Annotated in this window: 25 protein-coding genes and 1 pseudogene; 11 read left to right on the top strand and 15 right to left on the bottom strand. The window is 57.9% G+C overall.

The genetic code is table 11. The annotated features are described in order from the left end of the window. Positions 1-396: Glu/Leu/Phe/Val family dehydrogenase (locus tag ACP5J3_RS02835; RefSeq protein WP_428494271.1), on the top strand; the 396-nt coding region annotated here is incomplete at its 5' end. A 109-nt stretch (positions 397-505) separates the two neighbouring features. Here the strand turns inward: ACP5J3_RS02835 and ACP5J3_RS02840 are convergent. The 5 genes from ACP5J3_RS02840 to mobA all read right to left on the bottom strand — a co-directional run bounded on the left by ACP5J3_RS02840 (position 506) and on the right by mobA (position 4,010). Beyond that, positions 506-862, bottom strand: coding sequence for a HEPN domain-containing protein (locus ACP5J3_RS02840; protein WP_428494272.1), 357 nt, complete (start codon positions 860-862; stop codon positions 506-508). Further along, on the bottom strand, positions 862-2,016 hold the full coding sequence (locus ACP5J3_RS02845) for a pyridoxal-phosphate-dependent aminotransferase family protein (protein ID WP_428494273.1): 1,155 nt from the start codon (positions 2,014-2,016) through the stop codon (positions 862-864). The genes ACP5J3_RS02840 and ACP5J3_RS02845 overlap by 1 nt, the downstream gene beginning before the upstream one ends. Next, positions 2,016-2,888, bottom strand: coding sequence for a hypothetical protein (locus tag ACP5J3_RS02850; protein ID WP_428494274.1), 873 nt, complete (start codon positions 2,886-2,888; stop codon positions 2,016-2,018). Before ACP5J3_RS02850 ends, ACP5J3_RS02845 begins: the two co-directional genes overlap by 1 nt. Before the next feature lie 14 nt (positions 2,889-2,902). Further along, positions 2,903-3,112 carry a hypothetical protein gene (locus tag ACP5J3_RS02855; protein WP_428494275.1) on the bottom strand — a complete coding sequence of 70 codons (210 nt, stop codon included), beginning with the start codon at positions 3,110-3,112 and terminating at the stop codon, positions 2,903-2,905. A gap of 85 nt (positions 3,113-3,197) precedes the next feature. Next, positions 3,198-4,010, bottom strand: coding sequence for a molybdenum cofactor guanylyltransferase (mobA, locus tag ACP5J3_RS02860; protein WP_428494276.1), 813 nt, complete (start codon positions 4,008-4,010; stop codon positions 3,198-3,200). A 28-nt stretch (positions 4,011-4,038) separates the two neighbouring features. Between mobA and ACP5J3_RS02865 the strand changes: the two genes are divergently transcribed. The 4 genes and pseudogenes from ACP5J3_RS02865 to ACP5J3_RS02880 all read left to right on the top strand — a co-directional run bounded on the left by ACP5J3_RS02865 (position 4,039) and on the right by ACP5J3_RS02880 (position 10,180). Continuing rightward, entirely contained in the window at positions 4,039-7,050 is a 3,012-nt protein-coding gene (locus tag ACP5J3_RS02865) for a glucodextranase DOMON-like domain-containing protein (RefSeq protein ID WP_428494277.1), read from the top strand. A gap of 30 nt (positions 7,051-7,080) precedes the next feature. Further along, positions 7,081-8,460, top strand: a pseudogene (locus ACP5J3_RS02870) (extracellular solute-binding protein). Beyond that, entirely contained in the window at positions 8,461-9,384 is a 924-nt protein-coding gene (locus ACP5J3_RS02875; protein ID WP_428494278.1) for a carbohydrate ABC transporter permease, read from the top strand. Continuing rightward, positions 9,374-10,180 carry an ABC transporter permease subunit gene (locus ACP5J3_RS02880; protein WP_428494279.1) on the top strand — a complete coding sequence of 269 codons (807 nt, stop codon included), beginning with the start codon at positions 9,374-9,376 and terminating at the stop codon, positions 10,178-10,180. The genes ACP5J3_RS02875 and ACP5J3_RS02880 overlap by 11 nt, the downstream gene beginning before the upstream one ends. Here ACP5J3_RS02880 and ACP5J3_RS02885 read toward each other — a convergent pair. Genes ACP5J3_RS02885 through ACP5J3_RS02895 form a run of 3 tightly spaced genes read right to left on the bottom strand, consistent with a single transcriptional unit; the run spans position 10,177 to position 11,886 of the window. Beyond that, positions 10,177-10,350: a hypothetical protein gene (locus ACP5J3_RS02885; protein WP_263243021.1), complete on the bottom strand. Its 174-nt coding sequence runs from the start codon at positions 10,348-10,350 to the stop codon at positions 10,177-10,179. The two genes, ACP5J3_RS02880 and ACP5J3_RS02885, sit on opposite strands and share 4 nt — an antisense overlap. 40 nt (positions 10,351-10,390) lie before the next feature. Next, positions 10,391-10,819 (bottom strand): hypothetical protein, encoded by a 429-nt coding sequence (locus tag ACP5J3_RS02890; protein WP_428494280.1) that lies wholly within the window; start codon positions 10,817-10,819, stop codon positions 10,391-10,393. Between the two features lie 23 nt (positions 10,820-10,842). Further along, complete coding sequence (locus ACP5J3_RS02895; protein WP_428494281.1) at positions 10,843-11,886, bottom strand: M48 family metalloprotease; 1,044 nt, start codon at positions 11,884-11,886, stop codon at positions 10,843-10,845. 122 nt (positions 11,887-12,008) lie between these two features. Here ACP5J3_RS02895 and ACP5J3_RS02900 point away from each other — a divergent pair, with 122 nt between their 5' ends. Further along, the gene (locus tag ACP5J3_RS02900; protein ID WP_428494282.1) at positions 12,009-12,317 is read left to right on the top strand and encodes a hypothetical protein; all 309 of its coding nucleotides are present in this window, start codon (positions 12,009-12,011) and stop codon (positions 12,315-12,317) included. Beyond that, on the top strand, positions 12,314-14,233 hold the full coding sequence (locus tag ACP5J3_RS02905; RefSeq protein WP_428494283.1) for a molybdopterin biosynthesis protein: 1,920 nt from the start codon (positions 12,314-12,316) through the stop codon (positions 14,231-14,233). Before ACP5J3_RS02900 ends, ACP5J3_RS02905 begins: the two co-directional genes overlap by 4 nt. Here ACP5J3_RS02905 and ACP5J3_RS02910 read toward each other — a convergent pair. Next, positions 14,230-15,471, bottom strand: coding sequence for a molybdopterin molybdotransferase MoeA (locus tag ACP5J3_RS02910; RefSeq protein ID WP_428494284.1), 1,242 nt, complete (start codon positions 15,469-15,471; stop codon positions 14,230-14,232). The genes ACP5J3_RS02905 and ACP5J3_RS02910 overlap by 4 nt on opposite strands. 45 nt (positions 15,472-15,516) lie before the next feature. On the opposite strand from ACP5J3_RS02910, the gene ACP5J3_RS02915 reads away from it, so the two are divergent. Next, on the top strand, positions 15,517-16,539 hold the full coding sequence (locus ACP5J3_RS02915; RefSeq protein WP_428494285.1) for a hypothetical protein: 1,023 nt from the start codon (positions 15,517-15,519) through the stop codon (positions 16,537-16,539). Here ACP5J3_RS02915 and ACP5J3_RS02920 read toward each other — a convergent pair. Genes ACP5J3_RS02920 through ACP5J3_RS02935 form a run of 4 tightly spaced genes read right to left on the bottom strand, consistent with a single transcriptional unit; the run spans position 16,510 to position 18,299 of the window. Further along, a complete protein-coding gene (locus ACP5J3_RS02920) occupies positions 16,510-17,169 on the bottom strand; it encodes a class II glutamine amidotransferase (RefSeq protein WP_428494286.1) in 660 nt (219 codons plus the stop codon). The two genes, ACP5J3_RS02915 and ACP5J3_RS02920, sit on opposite strands and share 30 nt — an antisense overlap. Further along, entirely contained in the window at positions 17,169-17,426 is a 258-nt protein-coding gene (locus tag ACP5J3_RS02925; protein WP_014287909.1) for an Lrp/AsnC family transcriptional regulator, read from the bottom strand. Before ACP5J3_RS02925 ends, ACP5J3_RS02920 begins: the two co-directional genes overlap by 1 nt. A 30-nt stretch (positions 17,427-17,456) precedes the next feature. Beyond that, a complete protein-coding gene (locus tag ACP5J3_RS02930) occupies positions 17,457-17,756 on the bottom strand; it encodes a hypothetical protein (protein ID WP_014287910.1) in 300 nt (99 codons plus the stop codon). A gap of 36 nt (positions 17,757-17,792) precedes the next feature. After that, on the bottom strand, positions 17,793-18,299 hold the full coding sequence (locus tag ACP5J3_RS02935) for an Lrp/AsnC family transcriptional regulator (protein ID WP_428494287.1): 507 nt from the start codon (positions 18,297-18,299) through the stop codon (positions 17,793-17,795). 94 nt (positions 18,300-18,393) lie between these two features. Here ACP5J3_RS02935 and ACP5J3_RS02940 point away from each other — a divergent pair, with 94 nt between their 5' ends. Next, positions 18,394-19,062: a 30S ribosomal protein S3ae gene (locus ACP5J3_RS02940; protein ID WP_428494288.1), complete on the top strand. Its 669-nt coding sequence runs from the start codon at positions 18,394-18,396 to the stop codon at positions 19,060-19,062. Here the strand turns inward: ACP5J3_RS02940 and ACP5J3_RS02945 are convergent. Together ACP5J3_RS02945 and ACP5J3_RS02950 are read right to left on the bottom strand one after the other, a co-directional pair. After that, positions 19,059-19,583, bottom strand: coding sequence for a KH domain-containing protein (locus tag ACP5J3_RS02945; RefSeq protein WP_428494289.1), 525 nt, complete (start codon positions 19,581-19,583; stop codon positions 19,059-19,061). The two genes, ACP5J3_RS02940 and ACP5J3_RS02945, sit on opposite strands and share 4 nt — an antisense overlap. A gap of 151 nt (positions 19,584-19,734) precedes the next feature. Continuing rightward, positions 19,735-19,872, bottom strand: coding sequence for a hypothetical protein (locus ACP5J3_RS02950; protein WP_428494290.1), 138 nt, complete (start codon positions 19,870-19,872; stop codon positions 19,735-19,737). Positions 19,873-19,900: 28 nt separating this feature from the next. Here ACP5J3_RS02950 and ACP5J3_RS02955 point away from each other — a divergent pair, with 28 nt between their 5' ends. Together ACP5J3_RS02955 and ACP5J3_RS02960 are read left to right on the top strand one after the other, a co-directional pair. Continuing rightward, positions 19,901-20,050, top strand: coding sequence for a hypothetical protein (locus tag ACP5J3_RS02955; RefSeq protein WP_428494291.1), 150 nt, complete (start codon positions 19,901-19,903; stop codon positions 20,048-20,050). Continuing rightward, the coding region (locus tag ACP5J3_RS02960; protein ID WP_428494292.1) for a hypothetical protein at positions 20,038-20,317 on the top strand (280 nt) is incomplete at its 3' end. The genes ACP5J3_RS02955 and ACP5J3_RS02960, both read left to right, overlap by 13 nt.

Here is a 20,317-nt window from a genome sequence, read left to right on the forward strand (position 1 = left end):
GAGGCCGACGTGCTTATTCCTGCTGCTATTGAGAATGTTATTCGTGGGGATAATGTGGGTGGTGTTAAGGCTAGGGTTGTGGTGGAGGGGGCTAATGGCCCCACTACGCCGGAGGCTGAGCGGGTTTTGTACCAGCGTGGTGTCTTGGTGGTGCCAGACATCTTAGCCAACGCCGGCGGGGTGGTGATGTCCTACTTGGAGTGGGTGGAGAACCTCCAGTGGTATATATGGGACGAGGAGGAGACTAGACGCAGGCTGGAGTCTATAATGACCACCAACTTCAACCGGGTATACCAGAGGTGGGAGAGGGAGAAGCAGTGGACTATGAGAGACGCAGCGATAGTCACAGCCCTAGAGAGAATATACAAAACCATGAAAACAAGAGGATGGATCTAGGGGTAGTCGGCACCTCCAGCGCCGGGGGCCTTATACATCTCCGGGGTTTCAGCTGTCGGCTTAGGTTGTGAGGGGTTTATGGTTGCCTGGGGCCAACCCCCGGCGGCGGTTATGTATTGTGGGGTAGGTTGAGAAATTGATGTAGGTAGTCTGTAATCGCCTCGGCGCATTCTACACATGCAGACTCTTCGCCGAAGTACCCCTTTTCAAGTCTGTCTGCGCACTTCTCGACGTCTTGTGGAACCTCCTCTGAGACTTTCAATAATAGAGATTTTAGAGTCTTCATGACAGCTCCCGGCGTATCTGGGTCTAGGCCTAGTATGCCGCTTAGCAGGGCCGTCACCGCCTGGTAGGCGTGGTAACATGCAGATCTTCTATCGCCGTCTTCAGCCGCCTCCAGCGCAGATGCCATGTGTGAAATATGTCTCTGGTACCACTTCAAGTGTACGCCGGCGATTCTCTCCATTACTTAAAGGCGTCTAGCACAGCCTCCACGGCCTTTCCCACGTTGGCGGCGATGCCCATATCCTGCAACGCGGCGCCTAGCACCGCCACGGCCGTCGCCACCTGGTCAGCCGAGGCCTGGATGCCCATGTGGCCTATGCGCATCACGTCGCCCTCCAGCTGGCCCCAGCTCCCGGCGAGGAGGACGCCGTATTTCTCCCATATATGTCTACGGAGGCGGGGGGCGGGCACCGGCGTCTTGAAGGCCGTGGCCGTCGGGCAGTTGCACTCTACACGCTCCACGTAGGGCTCCAAGCCAAGCGCCTCCACCCCCCTCCTAGCCGCCTCTCTGGCGGCTCTGTGGCGCTGGTAGACAGAGGCCAGCCCCTCTTCATGTATCCTGCGGAGGCTCTCCCTCAGCGCGTACAGCAACACGTCTGACATGGTGTAGGGGAAGCCGCCTTTTTCAAGCCAGTCGTCCCAGACGCGGTAGCTCATGTAGAAGGACTGGCGGCCAACCTCCCCGGCCTTCTCAAAAGCCTTCTTGCTCACCGCCAGTATGGTGAGCCCAGGCGGCGCGTTGAGAGCCTTCTGAGAGCCGCCGATAAGCACGTCCACGCCCCACTCGTCCATCTTTATCTCGTCGGCCGCAATGGAGGACACCGCGTCGACTATGAGCAGGGCGCCGTGGCTCGACACCACCTTGGCGATCTCCCTCAGATCGTTGTACACGGTGGAGGGCGTGTCGCAGTGGACCAGAGTCACAACCTCCACATCCCTCTCCCTCTCCAAAACCCTCTCGACGGCGGCCGGGTCGGCGCCCCTCCTCCAGTTAAACCCCGGCGTTACGGGCACGCCGCCGTACATCCGTACGAGGTCGGCGAACCCCGCGCCGTAGACGCCGTTGTCCACCACCAGCACCTTGGCTCCTGGCCTCACGGCGTTGGCCACAGCCGCCTCGAGGCCGAGCATCGCCTCCCCAACCCACACATATACACGGGAGCGCCACGCCCCGAGGATAGGCCTCAGCATCTCCACCACCTCCCTATACTCCTGGAAGAATCTGGGGTCCAGGTCGGGGTTTGTGGTTTCTCTCACCAATGCAGCTTTTACGCTCTGGGGCAACTCGGTGGGGCCGGGCGTCAGTATCCGCCGCTCGGAGAACCTCCTATACATCACTTCCTTCTGCCACCAATTATTAAAATTATCAAGGCGGCGCCTAGAAAAACCACCCCCAGAAACGCCAGGGCCACACTCCTCGAATCGATTTCCCGGACAACGCTCAGCTCAGTTGTTGTGTAGGTCAGCGTCAAGGTGACAGTTTCAACTCTTGTAACAGTTTCCCTAGTGGTTGCGGTTTCTCTCTGGGTGACGGTGGTTGTTACCGTTGAGGTAACGATCTCAGTCTCTGTGCGTGTCGCTGTCACAGTCTTCGTCACTGTGAGGGGCGGGGATGAGATGTTTCCGGCGAGGTGTATCCGCCATGGAGAGGCCTCCGGCATGTAGAAAAAGAGCTTTATTACATAGTCGTCGCACGGGTTGAGCCCCCTTACCGAAATCAATCTGGTGGCTGTGTAGTTCTGGCTTTGAAATACGGCGCCTACAGAGCTGAGCATGGTAGATCTAAGCGTGACCACGGCAAGCGGCGGCGAGGAGGAGGTGGTTCTGTTGAGTATATTCAGCGCGGGGGCCGCCGTGCAGGTGGCGTTTTCCACCTTGACGCCCCAGATCTCTATTCTATCGACTTCCCGCCCGTCTTGAACAAGCGCGATGGCGATGCCCCGGGAGGCGTATGGGATGGAACATGTGTTGTAGATATCCACCCCGTTGCCCAGGCGGCAGTACCCCCTCCACCCGTTGTCAAACCAGTAGAGCACCCCCTCGGCTGGCGCGCCTCCCCCTGCCTCTACGTGAATCCACACGTCTAGGTACAGCCACTGAGGCGCCATACAGAGGCACTGTTTTAGCGAAACCACGGCGCGGTCAACGTAGGGCGTGGCCGATAGAGCTAGAAAAGCCAGCAACGATAAGACTAAGGCCGCCCTCACGCTGGGGGAGTTGTCTAGTTTTTAAAAACTTGAAGCGCCTGCTCTACTTGATCTTCTAGAAACCACTCCAGTATGTAGTCGAGTTTGTTGGCTATGTACACAGCTTTTCTATAGGCCTTTTCCCAGTTTGTGTGTTTGGCGATCAGCACCCACCCCTCTCCCACAACCTTGATTTTTGAGACGAGGACCCTCTCCTCTTTGGGGTTTAGATAGACCCGGTACATGTACGTGTACGTATACAGGTATAAAAAGCCGCGGTAATACAGCTTACAATTATCCTCTAAGTACGTTAAAAGTTACGGTCTACTCCTAGCGCGCCTTATCTATATCAACGGCGTCGTATATAGCCTCGGCGAGCACGCCGTAGCCCCTCGCCGCGGCGGCGAGGTCCTTCGCCACATGCGCCGCCATCGAGAGAAGACCGGCCTCTACATACTTCAAAAACTCTTCTCTCAGCGCCTCCACGTCCCCCGCCTCCAGCCACTTCACAAGCGGAGGCTGGGGCCAGCGAAGCACATAGTCCTCGACGAAGATCCTCTGCCTAATTTCTACAAATCTCCTTTCCAAGTCGCCGGGTCTGTTTATGTTGATAAACCAGCTTGGATCTACGCCGCGCCTCTCCATTGAGAGGAACGCTGTTGGGACAATTCTAAACAAGTCGTCAACTCTGCCCCTCCTAAAACGGCTTAGGAAATCAAGCGCGCCCCTCGCCGGAGCTGGCTGAGCTTTGAAAATTGTCGACTCCACCCTCCCGTTGGGAAAAACCCAGGCGGCTAGCGGAGCCTCGGCGTCTAGGAGGGCTTCAAACACCCTAGCCTTTAGATACGGGGCGTCGCAGGGCGCAAACAGTAGTACATCGTCTACGGAGTGCACTGCGGCGTCCACCGCCGCGAGCGGCCCCGAGAAGCGCTGGCTGTCTAGAAGCACGTCCTCGCCTTGGTACAGCGCGGCGTTCTGCCCCGCCGCAATCACGACGCGCCTAGCCACGCCCAAACCAGCCTCTATCACGTAGTCGATCAGCCGCTTCCCTCCTATGTGGTGGGTGCACTTATCCCGTCCAAATCTAACAGAGCGGCCGCCCGCGAAGACGACAAGCACCGCCATCTGGCATAGGTACTCCACGTATATAAAGATGTAGATAGAGAGATGTATGAGGAGGGTTTTCTACATCCTCTTCTTAGCTGTACTCCTATCCGCCCAGCCCGTAAACCTCGTCTTCATCTTCCACAACCACCAGCCCTGGTATATAGATTTCGACAAAAACGAACTTATACTGCCGTGGGTTAGGATGCACGCCGTCGGCAACTATCTAAAGGTCCCCCTGTTGATAAACGAAAGTGGGGTCCCCGTCGCCTTCACCTTGTCGGGTAGCTTAATAGAGCAGTTAAACTGGTACGCCAACGGCACATATACAGATTTTAGATACCGCATATCTGAAAAACTAGCCAGAGGGGAGCCCTTGACTCCGGAGGAGAAGTACGCGATGCTGAAGGTGCCAGGCGGCTTCTTCGACATCAATTGGCAGAATATTCTCTACAGCCATCCACGGTACGCCGTGTTGCTTGGGATGAGAAACGACGCCTTTAGCAAATGCCCCCCGGAAAACGTAACCTGCATCGTCTCTAAATTCAGCGACCAAGACCTTCTAGACCTCGCCACGTTGTTTAACCTCCTGTGGATAGACCCCAGCATAGCGAGGAGGTATCCCGACATATGGGCTATGAGGAACAAAACCTCTTTTACACGCGGCGACCTCAAAAAAGTCCTCGAGGTGCATAGGGAACTCATAAGGCAGGTGCTTCCTCTGTACAGAGAGCTGGCGCGGCGGGGCGCCGTCGAGCTCGTGCCCGTGCCCTACTCCCACCCCCTCATGCCGTTGCTAGCCGACATGGGAGCCCACGACGATTTGAAGATACATATAGCCCTCAGCAACGGGCTATTCCAGAGGTATCTCGGGGTTAAGCCGCTCGGCGTCTGGCCGCCGGAGCAAGCCGTCAACGACGAGGTGTTGAGGCTATTCGCCGAGTATAACTACACGTGGACCGTGACAGACGAGGACGTCTTGAGGGCGACGTGGCCAGGCGCTAGCCACTTTGGCCTATACTACGTGGACTACGGCGGACGCCGCCTCTACATATTCTTTAGAGACAAGACGCTGTCAGACAACCTAGGCTTTAGATACTCGTCGCTTACGCCGGAGGCCGCCTTGGCTGATTTTGTCAACTACCTGAGGCGAGTCCCCAGGGGGGACTGCTCCGTGGTGGTCGTGGCCCTTGACGGGGAGAACCCCTGGGAGAACTACCCCAATTTCGGAGACGACTTCCTTATACACTTCTTCAGAGGCTTGTCTCAGCTGGAGAAAAACGGCACTGTTAAGATATGGAAGCCAAGTGACTTTGTAAAGGCGTGTGCGGACAAGGCGGCGGAGCTCCCCCTCAGGGAGTTTAAATACTTCGACCTTGGGTTCGACATCTCGTTCTACAAATCAATACGTGACTTACCGACGCGAAGCGTCAAGGGCAGGATAGCAGAGGGCTCGTGGTCGGGAGGGGGTAGTCTCGCGGTGTGGATTGGCGACCCGGACGAAAACGTCTGGTGGATGTGGGTTAAAAAGGCGCGTGAAGACGTCGGGATAAACCGCACGTGGTCTGTGCTCTTTCCTCTTCTAGTCGCCGAGGCCAGCGACTGGCCGTTTTGGTACGGCAACGACATGGGGTCCCCCATCACCTTCGACCCCGTGGCTAAGTCGGCGCTGAAGGCGTACTACCAGCGCGCCGGGCTACAGCCCCCGCCTTACCTTCTGTCTTCCGCGTACCCAGCCGGCACTCCCCGGGAGGATAAGCTCGTGGCTAGGGGGGAGGGGAAAGTTGTGACGTATCAGGGAGCCACGGTATATGTAAACACGACGCATATATGGGTGGAGGGGGGACCATGCGGCGTGTTCTACATATCCAACCCCGACGTGCCTAGATCTCCCTACATCTATAGAGGCGCTGTGAGGGGCATCCGCGGCGAGCCTTTGGACATAGTGGCGGACATGGCTGTGGACACCTGCACGGGCTCTGTGTACCTCTCAGACGGGGGGAGGTTCTACCCCGTGGGCCGCGCGGCTCAGATAAGTCTCATCGGCGCCAAGCCCGGCGGTAGGCTCTACGTAGAGCACGGGGGGCTGGTGTACCTCCTGGGCGTCCCCGAGGCCCAGGCGGCGCAACAACTGCTCATAAAGGCGCGGGACCCCGTGGGCGACGACTTCGGCACGGGGCGCTACCAGTACCCCAAGAACCCAGTGTTTAAGCCCGGCGTCTTCGACTTAACGGAGTTCGCAGTGTACGACATGGGGGATAAGCTGAGGTTTGTATTCGGCGTGAGGGAGCTGGGGGGCAACCCCTGGGGCGGGCCCTCGGGCTTCTCGCTACAGTTCTTCCACGTCTACATAAACAAGGGCCGCGGCGAGAGAAACGACACACTGGGCCTCAGAGTGGCGCTGTGCAGAGAGGCGGCGTGGGACGTGGCGCTGTTAATAGGGCCGGGGTGGAGCGGGGGCAATAGAATAGTATACCCCGACGGCACCTACATAGACGACGCCATGTCCATCAAACCTGGGCCTAACAACACCGTTGTGGCAGACGTGCCGAAGAAATACGTCGGCGACTTCGGCAGAGACTGGAAATTCACAGTTTTCCTCACCTCGTGGGACGGCTACGGCCCCGACAACATTAGAAACTTCGGCGTATTAGCCGACGAGTGGACGGCGGGGGGCGCCGACCCAGCCGCCGTGCTGGCCGGCGTGGCGCCTAGAGTTTTCGACCTGCTGGCGGACACGGCCGACCAGCAGATCAAGGCGCTGACGTCGTACAAAGTCGCCAGGTTGCCAAACGGGACTTACGTAGGTAAGCCGGCAGTGGTGTGTACATACGTCTCCGCGTCTAAGCCGCCGGAGACACAGACGGCGACCATCACAGTCACCGTCACGCAGACAACACGTGAAGTCTCAACCACAGTTGAGACGCGGATTGAAACCCGGACAACCACGGCGGTGGCTACAGTCACCAACACCGAGAGGCAGATTGTGAAAGAGGTTGACTGGGCCACTTCACTGGCCATGGCGGCCGTAGCCCTGGCCGCCGGCGTCGCTGCTGGGATTTTACTAAGACGCAGATAATTTATAAAAACTACAATTATCTATTTAGATATGAACAGAAACCTCCTAATAGGTCTAGTGGCAGTTGTTATCATAATCGCCGCGGCTCTCGGCTACATAGTCTCACAACCCCAGACCACAACAACCACCCCACCTCCCACACCTTCCCCACCCCCCCAGACCACGCCGACAGCCACCCAGCAACCGCCTACCACAACCACCACTACCCAGACGCCAACAGCGACGCCAAGCCCCACGACGCCCACGGCTACAACCACTGCGACTACCACGGCTCCGTCCCCAACTCAGACGCCCACGACTACGCAACCCCCAGCCCAGAAGGTCACTGTGAGGATTTGGCACGCGCTTAATCCAGAGGAGGAGTCTGTGTTTAAACAAATTGCGGCGATGTATATGCAGAGCCATCCCAACGTCCAGGTAGTGTTTGAAAACAAGGCTCCTGATCTCCAGACGGCGGTTCTTGCCGCTATGTCGACAGGCGAGAAGTTCGACTTGTTTATATGGGCTCACGACTGGATTGGGCTGATGGTTGAGGCCGGCGTGTTGAAGCCGGTGGATAGCGAGGTCGCTGACGTCTTGCCGAAATTCGCCTTGTCGATGCCGCAGTACAAGGGACACATCTACGGCCTGCCGTTCACTGCGGAGACGGTGGCGTTGATATGCAACAAGAAGATGGTGGCAGATCCTCCCAAAACCTTCGCCGACCTGTTGAAGATAATGTAGCAGTACAACAAGCCGCCTCAGAGCTACGGCATAGCGTACGTTGTAAATCCCTACTTTATCTCTGCGTGGATACACGGCGCCGACGGCTACTACTTCGACGACAAGACAGAAAAGCAGGGGCTGACAAATCCCAAGTCTATCGCCGGGTTCGTCTTCTTCAAGACGTACATCATGCCCTACGTAGGGCCCAACCCCACCGACTACAACACACAGGTGAGTCTATTCCTCAGCGGCCAGGCGCCGTGCATGGTAAACGGGCCGTGGAGCATCGGCGCGGTGAAGCAGAAAGGGCTTGACATATTTGTGGCGCCGCTACCCCCCGTAAACAGCACCTACGTCCCGAGGCCCTACGGAGGGTTGAAGATGTTCTACGTCACAATCTACGCGTCTAGGGAGGCCATAGACTTCATGAAGTGGTTCACCTCAGACCCGCAGGTGGCCAAGATTCTCGTTGATAAGCTAGGCTACGTCCCAGTGCTGAAAGACGTACAGGTGCAGGATCCCATAGTGCAGGGCTTCTACGAGGCGGTGAAAAACGTGTACCTCATGCCCGTGTCGCCAAAGATGCAACCAGTTTGGGGAGCTGTGGATTTGGTAATCCAAAACGCCATTGTCTCCGATCAGAAGTCTATTCAGCAGGCGGTTAACGACGCGGCGAAAGATCTCTGCGCGAGAGGCCTCTGTTAAATGAGGCCACAGTTGTTAATAATACCGGGCCTCCTCCTTTTTCTCTTCTTTAATATATGGCCCATTGTATACTCCATCTACATCTCCTTTACTAATGCAAACATCAGAAACTTCCCCCCTCCCCCTCCCTGGGCGCCTGAGGAGCTGAGACAGGCAAGGCAACCACCCGACTACGTGGGTCTGTCGAACTACGCCTCGATATTCGCCGGCCCCGCCTCCGCCGGCTTCCTGGGGGCTGTCTTGTGGACGCTGATCTTCGTTGTCCTCTCCGTACCTGCTAAGGTGGCTCTGGGCACTTTTGTGGGGTTGCTTATGTCCTCCGACAAAGTGTTGGGGAGGTCCTTAATGCGCGCCTTGTTAATAGTGCCCTGGGCCCTGCCCCTTATCCTCTCCGTGGTGGCTTGGCGGTACGTCTTCGACCCAACCTACGGCGTCGTCAACCAGTGGCTGTACTACCTCGGCGTGTCTAAGCCGCCTGACTGGTTTGTAAACAAGGACTACGCATACGCGGCCATGGTGGTGATAGAGGCGTGGCTCGCCTACCCCTTTATAATGACCGTGGTGATAGGCGCCTTGGCTAACGTGCCCAGAGCCGCCTACGAGGCCGCCTACATCGATGGGGCCGGTAGATGGACCATATTTTCGAGAATTACCCTCCCCCTCATAAAGAGGCCTCTCATATACGCCACAGTTATGACAACCGCCGCGTCGCTACAGTTCTTTCTAGTTGCCTACCTCTGGAACTTTATCCAGCTCTACGACCGCTTCGTACTTGCGTATGGATTCTACTGGGCATTCGGCTCCCCCTTCAGAGAATACGGCCTCGCCGCCGCGGTCTTGACCACCTCGGCTCTCATAATTTCTGTGTTTATGATCCTGGCGATTAGACTAACCGGCCTCATGAGGGGGATGTATGAAAGCTAGCGCCGCCCAGACCCTCGCCGCCGCCGCGGCCACTCTGCTACTCTTCTACCCAGTGCTCCAGATAATTCTCCTCTCGGTGAACAAGCTACCCTACTTCAGGCTGGGGGGCGACTTCGTCCCCACGTTAGAGTCGTTCCAATGGGTTTTGCAACAGTCCGAGTTCTGGAGAGGACTGGCAAACAGCCTAGTCGTGTCCCTCTCCACGGTGGCCATGGTCATCGCCCTTGCTCTGCCGGGGGCCTACGCCTTCAGCCGGTACAGATTCAGGGGACGGGACCCCCTCCTCTCTTTTTACGTGGTGTTTACACAGATGGCCGGGGGGCTGGGGATCGCCGGGTTGATAGCCCTATTTGCCATAGTCTCCGCCCTCGGGCTTAGAAACAACCTCCTGGCGCTCGCGGCGATTTACGCCGCCGGGGCCGTGCCCTACCACACGTGGTTGCTCAAAACCTATATAGACACCATCCCCAGATCCGCCGAGGAGGCGGCGTTGATAGACGGCGCAGGCGTCGGGACTCTGCTGGCGAGGGTGGTGCTCCCCCTGATGGCGCCGGCCCTGGCCGTGTCTGCGATACTTTCCTTCATCGGCGCGTGGGGAGAGTTGATACTAGCCAACCTCTTCCTCTCTGGTGAAAACAGGACGTTAATACTCTGGATATACTCCCTCATGTCTAACGTGTACTCCGTCCAGTGGAACCGCTTCGCCGCGGCCGCCCTTCTGTACGCCGTACCGCCCGTCGCCCTCTACGTAGTTCTGCAGAGATTTATCAAGAGGGGGCTCGCCTTCGTCTACTAGCCCCACTCCAGCACGTATTCAAAACGGTCGGCGTACCAACGCGCGGCCCTCAGCGCCAGCGACGGGCTTCTAAACTTCGCCACGGGCTCCCACCCCTCCTCAACCAGATCCAGCTCCTCCTCCCTCAGAGCCACGAAAACTCTCCCAGGTTTAATAAATAGAGTGGGCATAGGCACCTCCACAGCCGTTTTTAAAAGCCTAACAGGCAATTTAACCGAAAGATTTTCTAATAGGCTGGATCGAGGCCGACTCCACCACGGCGCCGTCTACCGCAGATCTGAGCGCCGCCTCCACCCCCTCCCTCGAGGCGCCTGGCACAGCCACCACTGCGCCCCTCCCAGAACGCGGATAGTACTCAGCGGCTACTATCAAGGGGTGCTCCTCCAGCCTCCTAACCACCACTCTGTCGTCTAGGCCTTTCTTCGCCGTGAAGACGTACACGGGCAGGGCCAGCTCGTGCCCCATATCCAACACAGTCCTCACCACCTCAGCCGGCGACTGCCCGTCGGCGAGCTCAATAACTATATTCCTCCCCTCTCTATACACGTTGTACACTCCTCCAAGCGCCACTAGGAAATTTGACAAGATCTCCACGTCGCCGTAGCTGTCGTAGGTGGGTGTTAAAACAATCTTCCTCACGAGGGAAAAAGCGGTTTGTATTTTTAAAGCTGGAGCTCGTCTAGGAACTTGAGCCGCTTCGGGATTGGCGGGTGGGTTGCGAAAACCTCCTCAAAAACGGAGTAGCTAGACCTCTTTATCGCCTCTACGTCGGATCTGGTCACCGTCACAAATGGGTTCGCCACGGCGTTTACCAGGGCGTAGATAAACAACGCCCTAAACTTCTCGCCCCTCACCGCCTCGTGGGCCTCCGGGTTGGAGAAGTAGAACTTGTGGATCTTGGCTAGGGCGAACTGCATAGCCTCCTTACCCGCCGCCTTGGCGCCTGCGGTGTCTGCGTAGTACTCCCTCAACCTGCTAAAGGCCAATACCAGCAACTGCACCAGGAAGGACACGACGACGGCCAGAACCCCGACGGCGGCGAGGGCCGCCGCGTTGTTGTTCCTACTGCCGGAGGAGGCCATCGCCATGCGTACAGAGGTGACGCCTAGGTAGTAGAGGATTGACGGCAGGACGCCGAAGAGGAGCATAATCGCGTTGTCTCTGTGTAGGTGGTGGCCAATTTCGTGGCCGACGACGGCCTCCAGCTCCCTCCTGTCGGTGATGGCCAGCATGCTGCTAGTCACCGCCACGTGTCTGCCCGATAGGAAGTTGCCGTAGGCGAAGGCGTTTGGGGGGCCGTCAACCACCACGGCCTTTATTTTAAACGGCGCGCCGAGCCTCGCCGCCACCTCGTCAACTATCTGCTGGAGGCGGGGATCCGGCCTCGCGCCGTAGGCGGCGTTTATCATAAAGGGCGACGCCAGGTACGTCAACAGGTTCATGAGAACGACGAAGAATATGAGGCCCATGAAGAAGCCCACGCCGTAGGCGCCTAGGCTCGGCAAGGCCACTATCGCGATTAGGTAGATCACGAAGGCTGTGGTGAGGATAATTAGGACAGCTGTCAGCGCCATGGCGCCGAATAGAGTTAGGCGGCCGGATACGGAGCTGGCGAGCTTAGGCGCCACGGTGGCGGCCACTATAAACATGGCGATGTACCCCAGTACGTATAGACCCAGCGCCACTGGGTCGAAGAGGGGGATCATGACCCGGTTTTGAGAACCGGATTAAAAACTTTTCCGCCGGTACGTGAATTCGTCACCTTTCGGAAACGGGGACTCTCTTCACTCTCTGGGACAGTTTTTAAAACCTTTAAGTGTATATAGCCATGTCTTGTGTAGATGAACAGACGGCGGAGAAGATTGCGAAGAGGAAGGCCTTGGGGAGGCTGGGGGGGTTGAGGAGGGGGGTTAGGATTATTAGGTTGAGGGTCGGCGAGGACTGGCTGTTCGGCTTCCTGAAGATGAAGTTTAGAGAGGAGGGCTTCCAGGTCGCGGTGAAGTTTGCCTATGTGGATTGCAAAGGCGCGGCTTTTGAGAAAATCCCGCCGTCCGTGGAGGAGAAGGTGAGGCGGTATCTGGAGGACGGCCTCGCGGCTCTGCTTGAGAGGGAGCTTGGCAACGCTGTTAGGCAGTGACGAAGAGAGTAATTTTTCACGACTTGGTGACTCTGGAACAAGCGTCTGAGGTGCTGTACAAATTCGCTAAGCCGCTTGGCGAAGAGGAGGTGGACATATCCCAGGCCTATGGCAGAGTCCTGGCGCGCGACGTCGTGGCGCCGGTGGACGTCCCTCCGTTTGACCGCTCTACTGTAGACGGCTACGCGGTGGTGGCGGAGTCCACATACGGCGCCTCTGAGCTGACGCCGGTGGATTTAAAGCTGGTCGGGAGGGTGGACGCGGGGGGCTGGCCGGAGGGCGAGGTCAGGGGTGGCGAGGCGTATGAGGTGGCCACGGGGGCGCCTCTGCCCAGGGGGGCCAACGCGGTGGTTATGGTGGAGTACACCCAGGAGAGGGGCGGCGTGGTGAGGATATTCCGCTCCGCGGCCCCGGGGGAGAATGTAATGAGCGCTGGGTCTGACATATCGGCGGGTGAGGTGGTGTTGAGGAGGTGCGCCAGGCTCACCGCTAGGGAGGTGGGCGTACTGGCGGCGCTGGGGATTAGGCGGGTGCCCGTGGTGAAGAGGCCTAGGGTTGGCATAATTTCTACGGGCAACGAGCTGGAGCCGCCGGGGTCGGAGCTCGGCCCTGGCAAGCTGTACGACGTCAATAGCTACTCCCTCGCCGCCGCCGTGGCGGAGGCCGGGGGGGTGCCGGTGCTGTACGGCATAGTGAGAGACGAGGAGGCTAGCTACAGAGAGGCGATCACCCGCGCTCTCTCGGAGACGGACGTTGTCTTAATCAGCGGGGGGACGTCGGCGGGGGTCGCAGATTTGACGTATAGAGTGCTGGGGGAGCTGGGCGACGTCTTGTTCCACGGCGTGATGGTGCGCCCCGGGAAGCCCACCCTAGCGGCGGCTGTGGGCGGGAAGGTGGTGGTGGGTCTGCCGGGGTACCCCTCCTCCGCCTTGATGATATTCCATACCGTTGTTAGGCCGTTCCTCTTGAGGCTGCAGTGTCTAGAGCCCGCGTCTCCTGCCACGTACCGGGCGAGGCTCGCCTACGGCGTCGAGGGGGCGAAGGGGAGGCGCGCCCTGTATCCAGTGGTGCTTATAGCCAGAGCCGGCGGGTACAGGGCGTATCCGCTGTACGCGGAGTCCGGCGCCATTTCCGTGCTGGCGAGGGCCGACGGCTACATCGTAATACCGGAGAACGTGGAGTTTATGACCGAGGGGGAGGAGGTGGAGGTGTTTCTCTTCGAGAAGTACAAACCAGCGGAGCTCTACTTCATCGGGAGCCACGACCCCCATCTAGACGCCGTGCTGGCGAGGCGCAACGTCAAGACTGTCTACGTGGGGTCCGTGGGGGGGCTTATGGCGCTGAGGAGGGGGGAGGCCGACATGGCGGGTAGCCACATGCTGGACACTGAGACAGGCATTTACAACGTTCCGTTTGTACAGAGGCTGGGGATTAAAAACGCCGTGGTGATAGGTCTCTACAAGAGGGAACAGGGGCTAATTGTGCAGAGGGGCAACCCCAAGGGGGTTAGGGGCGTCGAAGATCTGCTGAGGGAAGACGTGGTGTATGTAAACCGGCCGAGGGGTACGGGCACGAGGGCTCTGCTCGACATACAGCTTGCGAAGCTCGCGGAGAGGCTCGGCACGTCTTTTGAGGAGCTGACCAGGCGCATAAGGGGCTACACATACGAAGTGAGGACCCACACGGCGGTGGCCGCCGCGGTGGCCCAGGGAAGGGCGGACGTTGGGCTCGGCGTTAGGTACGCCGCGGAGCTCTACGGCCTAGACTTCATACCGGTTGGCTGGGAGGAGTACGACTTAGTGGCTAGGAGGGAGGCGCTGGACAAGGCGCTGGAGATTGTGGAGGAGGCGCTGAGGGAGCTTCCGAGGGGCTACCAGAGGTATGAGATGTCGGGGAGGATTAAGTGGGAGGGCTAGCCCTCCACAGGACCCAGTAGCACCACCTCCACCTCCTCCCCCTCGTCGTAGCCCTCGCGGTTTTCTGGAATAATCAACAGCCCGTTGCCCCTTGTCAGCGTCGACAAAACGCCGCTGCCGGTCACCGCCAGCGGCTCTGCGTACAGCCTCCCGCCCCGCCTCACTACTCTGACACGTACGAAGCTCCTCACATTTATCGGCGTGGTCACCCGCCTGGTGAGCGTGGCCTTGACTACCGGCGCCGGCTCCTCCCTAGCCCCCACCATGTGCAGGATTACAGGTTTTACAAAAACCTCAAACCCAACTATAGACGCCACGGGGAAGCCCGACAGCATCACGACAGGCTTCCCGTTCACGACGGCGGCGCTGTTGGGCCTCCCGGGCCTCGCGGCTATCCCGTGGATTAAGACCTCCGGCTTGAGGCGGGCCACGGCCTTGACCACGTAGTCCGGCTCCCCCACCGAGACTCCGCCCGTGGTGATCACTATGTCGTGGCTTGGCAAGGCTTTCGACACGGCGCTGTGGATCTTCTCCTCGTCGTCTGGCACAATACCCATGTAGGAAACCTCGACGCCCATATCTCTCAAAAGCGCCGTGATGACGTGCCTAGTGCTGTTGATTATCCTCCCCGGGGGCGGCGGGGCCTCCTCAAGCTCCACCAGCTCGCTACCGGTGGAAATCAAGGCGGCCCTCACCCTATACACCGAGACCTCCCGTATCCCCAGCGACGCCAAGACGCCGACGTCCCACGGCTTGATCCTCCTCCCTCTTTTCAACACCACCTCGCCAGCCGCCACGTCCTCCCCCCTCCTCGACACGTAGTAGTACTGGGGGACCGGTCTGTAGACCTCGATGTAATCCCCCCTATCCGCCGCCTCTTCGTAGGGCACGACGGCGTCTGCGCCTCTGGGCAGAGGCGCCCCGGTGGCTATCTCCACCGCCTCGCCAGGTCCCAACGCGCCTTGGTACTCCCCGCCCGTGACTACCTTGCCCGTCTTTTTCAGGGTGATGGGGTTTGTACGGGAGGCCCCCAGGGTGTCGGCTGACCTCACGGCGTAGCCGTCAAAAGCCGCACGGTCGAACGGCGGCACGTCGACGGGCGCCACTACGTCTTCAGCGGCGTAGAGACCCACGGACTGGGGCGTCGGCACTCTCCCCGCCGCGGGTTTGTGCGCCACCGCGTTGATTATAACTCTCTGGGCCTCGGCGATTGGCGTAAGCGCCTTGAAGCCCTTCACACAGATGGGGACAGCTTTGATTTAAATACTTGGCATGGTGGCTACGTGGACATTTTGCTCGTGGAGGCGCGGTACCAGCGGGCTGTGTTCAGCGGAGACGAGGACGTGGCCGTTAGAGATTTTCAGCTGAGGTATGGAGACCGCTGGCAACAGCTGTGGGAGGCCTCAAGCGGCGCCGCTGAGGAGGACGTCAAGGCGGCGGAGGACCACGCCGCCGAGCTGGTGGAGCTCGTGTCGTCGAGGATAGACGACCTTGAGACCGCCTCCCTATACGCTAAATACGGGAGAAACTTCTCAGTAGAGCAAGAGCTCAGACTGGGAATGGAGTTGCTGGGAAGACCTCAGGCGGTGGATGCGCTACTCAGGTGGGGGCTCGTGATGCATTTCAGCAACGAAGTTGTATCCACCCCGCCCTATCTAGCCAGGCTTATTCTGGAGCTAATGCAGAGTGGAGGCGCGCAGGTGGCAGATCTATGGAGCGAGCTGGAGGCGCATTCGCGAGACCTGGCGTTGATGGCGTTTTTCGAAGGGTTGCTCACAGGAGAGCTTGATGAAGATCTCCACAGAACTTTCTACGGGCCGGCGCCGGGCGAGTTGAGAATAGGAAGGGCGGCTGTGTACAAGGCGGAGATCGGCCTAGTTATAAACCCCGCGTACTCCCCCGAAGAGGTTTTAGACGTCTTGCTACAGTTAAAGAAGCGCCGGGCAGACGCCTTGGCCAGGGCGCTGTCGCTACACGGCGAATATGAGTTCTCTAGCGAGTATAGATGCGGCGCGCATTACATATCGCTTGACGGCTCTGCTGAGAAAAGCGGCGTCGTCGTGCTGTGCCCCTGGCTGTCATACTCACGCCGCCTGTGGAAAAGAGCCAGAAACATAGTCCTCGTAGTCGAGGGCCAGAGGCCGCCGGAGATGCGGCCTATGAGACACGGAGTGATATTTGTAAAGGGAGGCGAGGCCGAGGTGGTGAAGCCCCAGACGCCCTCGAAGCTATTTGACTACATAATAGATGTCCTCTACAGCGCCGGTTTTTACGTATTAGAAGGTGAGGAAAGTGCCGTTTTCTAACTCCACGCTCTGGTGGTCGAGATGTCTCAAAAGCGTGGAGGAGACCACGGCCCTTGCGCCTCCGGCCCTGACTTCGTACATGGCGTAGTACTCACGGAGGCCCCGGTAAAACGTATAGACGTAGGCTCTGAGCGTTGGGTATTCCAAAACCGCTAAGTTAAGCGCGGTCTTTACGTAGTACGTCGCCTCCTCAACAGCCCTCCTCGGATCGTCCCAGTACCTGGCTAGGAACTGTGTGAGCACGAAGCTGTCGGTGGAGTAGCTGGGGTTTAAACCCACCTTGGCGCTAAGGGCGTGCTTGTCTACCGACCCGTTGTGCGCCACAAATATAATTCTGCCGTCGCCCAGATGCGCCATGTATGGATGGGAGTGCTCCGGCCCCCTGGGCTCCCCCGGGGAGGCCGCCCTGGCGTGGGCCAGAACCACATCTCTCATAGGCACCACCGTGGGGTCCTCCCAGGCGGGCAGGCCAGATTTATAGTATACAAAGCCGTGGGGCGACGCGGCGACGAAGCCCCAGCCGTCTCCATGTTGCTTCCTCTCGCTGGGCATGTAGGGGTCGTGCCTTGCCGCCAGCTTCAAGGCGCTGGACAGGTCGATAGGCCCCTTAGAGATGTATAGTCTGCACACTACGAGTGGGGCGGCGTGGCCTTGACGTGGGATTTAGCCACCACCAACGTGGTTGTGGATCTAATCCCCTCTATCTTCCTCACCTTGTCTCTTACAATAGTTCTAATCCTCTCGATGTCCGGGGCGTCGATTTTTACAACTATGTCGTAGGGCCCATAGACGAAGTACACAGCTTTTACCTCGGGAATAGCCGCCAGCTCTTCAATAATTCTGTCCTCGGCCCCTATGTCTACATTTAGAAATACCACCGCTTCCATAATCTACACCTTTCGACACTATTTTAAATTTTACCTACTCCGAGACTCTAAGTACCTTCTCACAACAACCGCCGCCGACAGGTCGACGCGGTGTTTCTCGGTGAGGCCCGTGTCGGTGTCTGTAAACTCAACCACGTACTCTCCCCCCTCCCCCTCACCCTTATACACCTTGATCAAGGTGTTGGGCTTGCACATCGCTGTGAGAGAAGTGGGGCTCTTCTCCACCACTGAGCAGTCGACGTATTTGAAAACCTTCGTCTCGGCGGGCGTTCTGCTTATGGGGCCTATGGGGGCCTCCTCGTAGTAGTACATCTTGCGCCTCCTGCTCACGACTAGGTGGGTTGAGATCCTTTATAAACTTTCACTTTAGCTCGTAGAGGCAGGTGGCATCACCCGCCTCCTCCAGTCCTCCACAATTTCCAAAACTATCAAAGTCTCTGTCCTCTGGATGTCTGGGTTTGAGGCTAGGTAGGTGACGAGGAAGGTGGAGAGTTGCTTCACGTCGCGGGACCACACCTTAAACAGGAGGTCGTAGGGGCCCGTGATTATATACGCCTCCTCGACGTAGGGCATGCCCCCCTCGCCTCTGCACTCCGACAGCACCTTCTCGGCAACCTCCAGCTGTAGAGGCTTCGCCTCCTTCGGCGCGGCCCCCCTCCTGACGCTTACAAGTACAAAAGCCAGTAGTTTATATCCAAGAGCAAAGGGGTTCACCACAGCCTTGTAGCCCATGATGACCCCCTCAAGCTCTAGCTTCTTTATACGGGCGGCCAGCGTGGTTTTGGGCTTTCCAATCTCCTCACTGAGCTCCTGTAAAGTTTTTTTGCCGTCGATCTGGAGGAGACTTATCAATTTACGGTCAGTCTCGTCCATGGAGTGGTAAAATATTCACTATTATATAATTTGCCGCGGCTATCCGCGGCTGTGGGTGGTAAAATTTATAATACGCACCATACAGCCCCATTCAATGGCCGAGAAGCAGAAGGCAGTCGCCAAGCAGGAGAAGGCCGCCATCTCTAAGAGAGATCCCTGGGCCTTAAAGAAGTGGTTCAACGTCCACGCCCCCTCGTACATGGGCGGGGTGCTCGTCGCCGAGGTGCCCGCGTCGGAGCCCCAGAAGTTGTTAATGAGGACGCTCGAAATCTCTCTTTACGACGTAACCAAGGACATCTCCCACCTCCCCATCAAGCTGAGGTTCCAGATACACAGAGTCGAGGGGTTGAGAGCCCTTACGCGGTTTAAGGGGCTGGAGCTGACGAGGGACTACATCAGATCGCTGGTGAGGAGAGGCACGAGTAAGGTGACCGCAATCACCAATGTGAGGACGAAAGATGGGATGGTTATGAAGGTGACCGTCATGGGGATAACAACCCACCGCGTAGGCACAGCCCAGAAGTCGGCAATGAGGAAGAGGATAGTGGAGACGCTGGCAAAGAAGGCGGCCGAGATGGACGTAGGTCAGTTCCTAAAGGAGGTAACTGAGGGCACCCTGGCCGCCGACCTCTTCCTAGCCGCGAAGAAGATAGCGCCAATGAGGAAGGTGGAGGTGGCCAAGATAAAGGTGCTGAAGTACCCACCTGAAGAGGAGGAGGTGGCGGTGAAAGAGGTAGCCGCCGAGGCGGCCGCCGCCTCTTAACGCCTTTTCAAGCTCTGGATAAATTTATAGACGGTGCTGTGTTTCTTCCCCTCGATCAACATCTCCACAGCCCTCCTTGCCACCTCCACGTCGTCTAGCCTGCCCAGTATAGCGACGTAGCTGTCCCCAACCACCATAGAGACCTCAGCCAGGCTCTCTATTGTCCTCTTCGCCCTCCCCCCCTCGCCGATTATCCTCCCCTTTATCCGCCTCAAATGATTCGGCTTGTCTGTATATTCCTTGAGGTCGACCACCGCCAGGACATACTCGTCGTTTTCCAGCGCCATGGCTTCTTCAGGCGAGAAGCCGAGGGCCACCGCCCTCGCCATCTCTCTGATCTTGAGAACGCCGTCCACAGAGGCCTCGGGGCCCGGCGTAATTTTGATATAAAGCTGGCCTTCGTCCAGCTCCAGCCGATGCCCAAACTTTCCATCTACAAGTTTTACAAACTGCCTCGCCGCCCCCAGCCTCCTCCTGTCAATAGGCTGGAGAAACGTGCCCCTTAGATACTCAGACGCCACGGCTTAAGGAGCAAGGATATATAAAACCGTTTGCCTACCACCACGCGAGGCGTACGAGGAGCGAGTGGGACAGCGGCCAGGGGAGTACCCTCCGTCTAGACACAAGCCGGGGGGATCGTCTGTTTTAGGCAAGGGGTCTTGAAAGCCCGGCCTACTTAACTACATCCACAGCAAAGCCGGGACGTAAGCTAAAAACTTTACACCGCCCCCTCCGCAACCTAGTAGACGAGGTCCACCGCCCCCTCGCCTTTACCCCGCGGTACTCGCTACTGACAGACCACCTACGCACCGGGAGGAGCAGGAGGCGCTTCTTTGTCTTGGTTTCCCACTCCTATAGAGAATTCCAGAGGCACCTAGGCTACGTCAAGCTCATTATCCGACTCCCCGACTGGGACCTAGACGAGTCGAAGACTATTTTGGTGATCACCTTTTTATACATGGCGATACTGCGGCTGTGGGTGCGGTAGATAATTTCTTCTCACAGTTGGACATCAGATACGGCTATGTGGCGAAGGCTGATGGAAATAGAGATCTTCCCGTACTAGCACAACTCGGCAGATACAATAGACCCGTTGGCTCGCAACTGCATATGAGACTGGGATATTCAGATAAGATATCAAGCGGAAATATCATAAGCCACTGCGAAGCACACACTAATGACATGGCTTTACAATACTACGGATTTATAGTAGTAACTGCTTGTGCTGTTAAGCTTGGTCAAGTTTCTCCATGGC

This window comes from Pyrobaculum sp. (assembly GCF_049971835.1).
In the GTDB taxonomy this organism is placed as follows: domain Archaea; phylum Thermoproteota; class Thermoprotei; order Thermoproteales; family Thermoproteaceae; genus Pyrobaculum.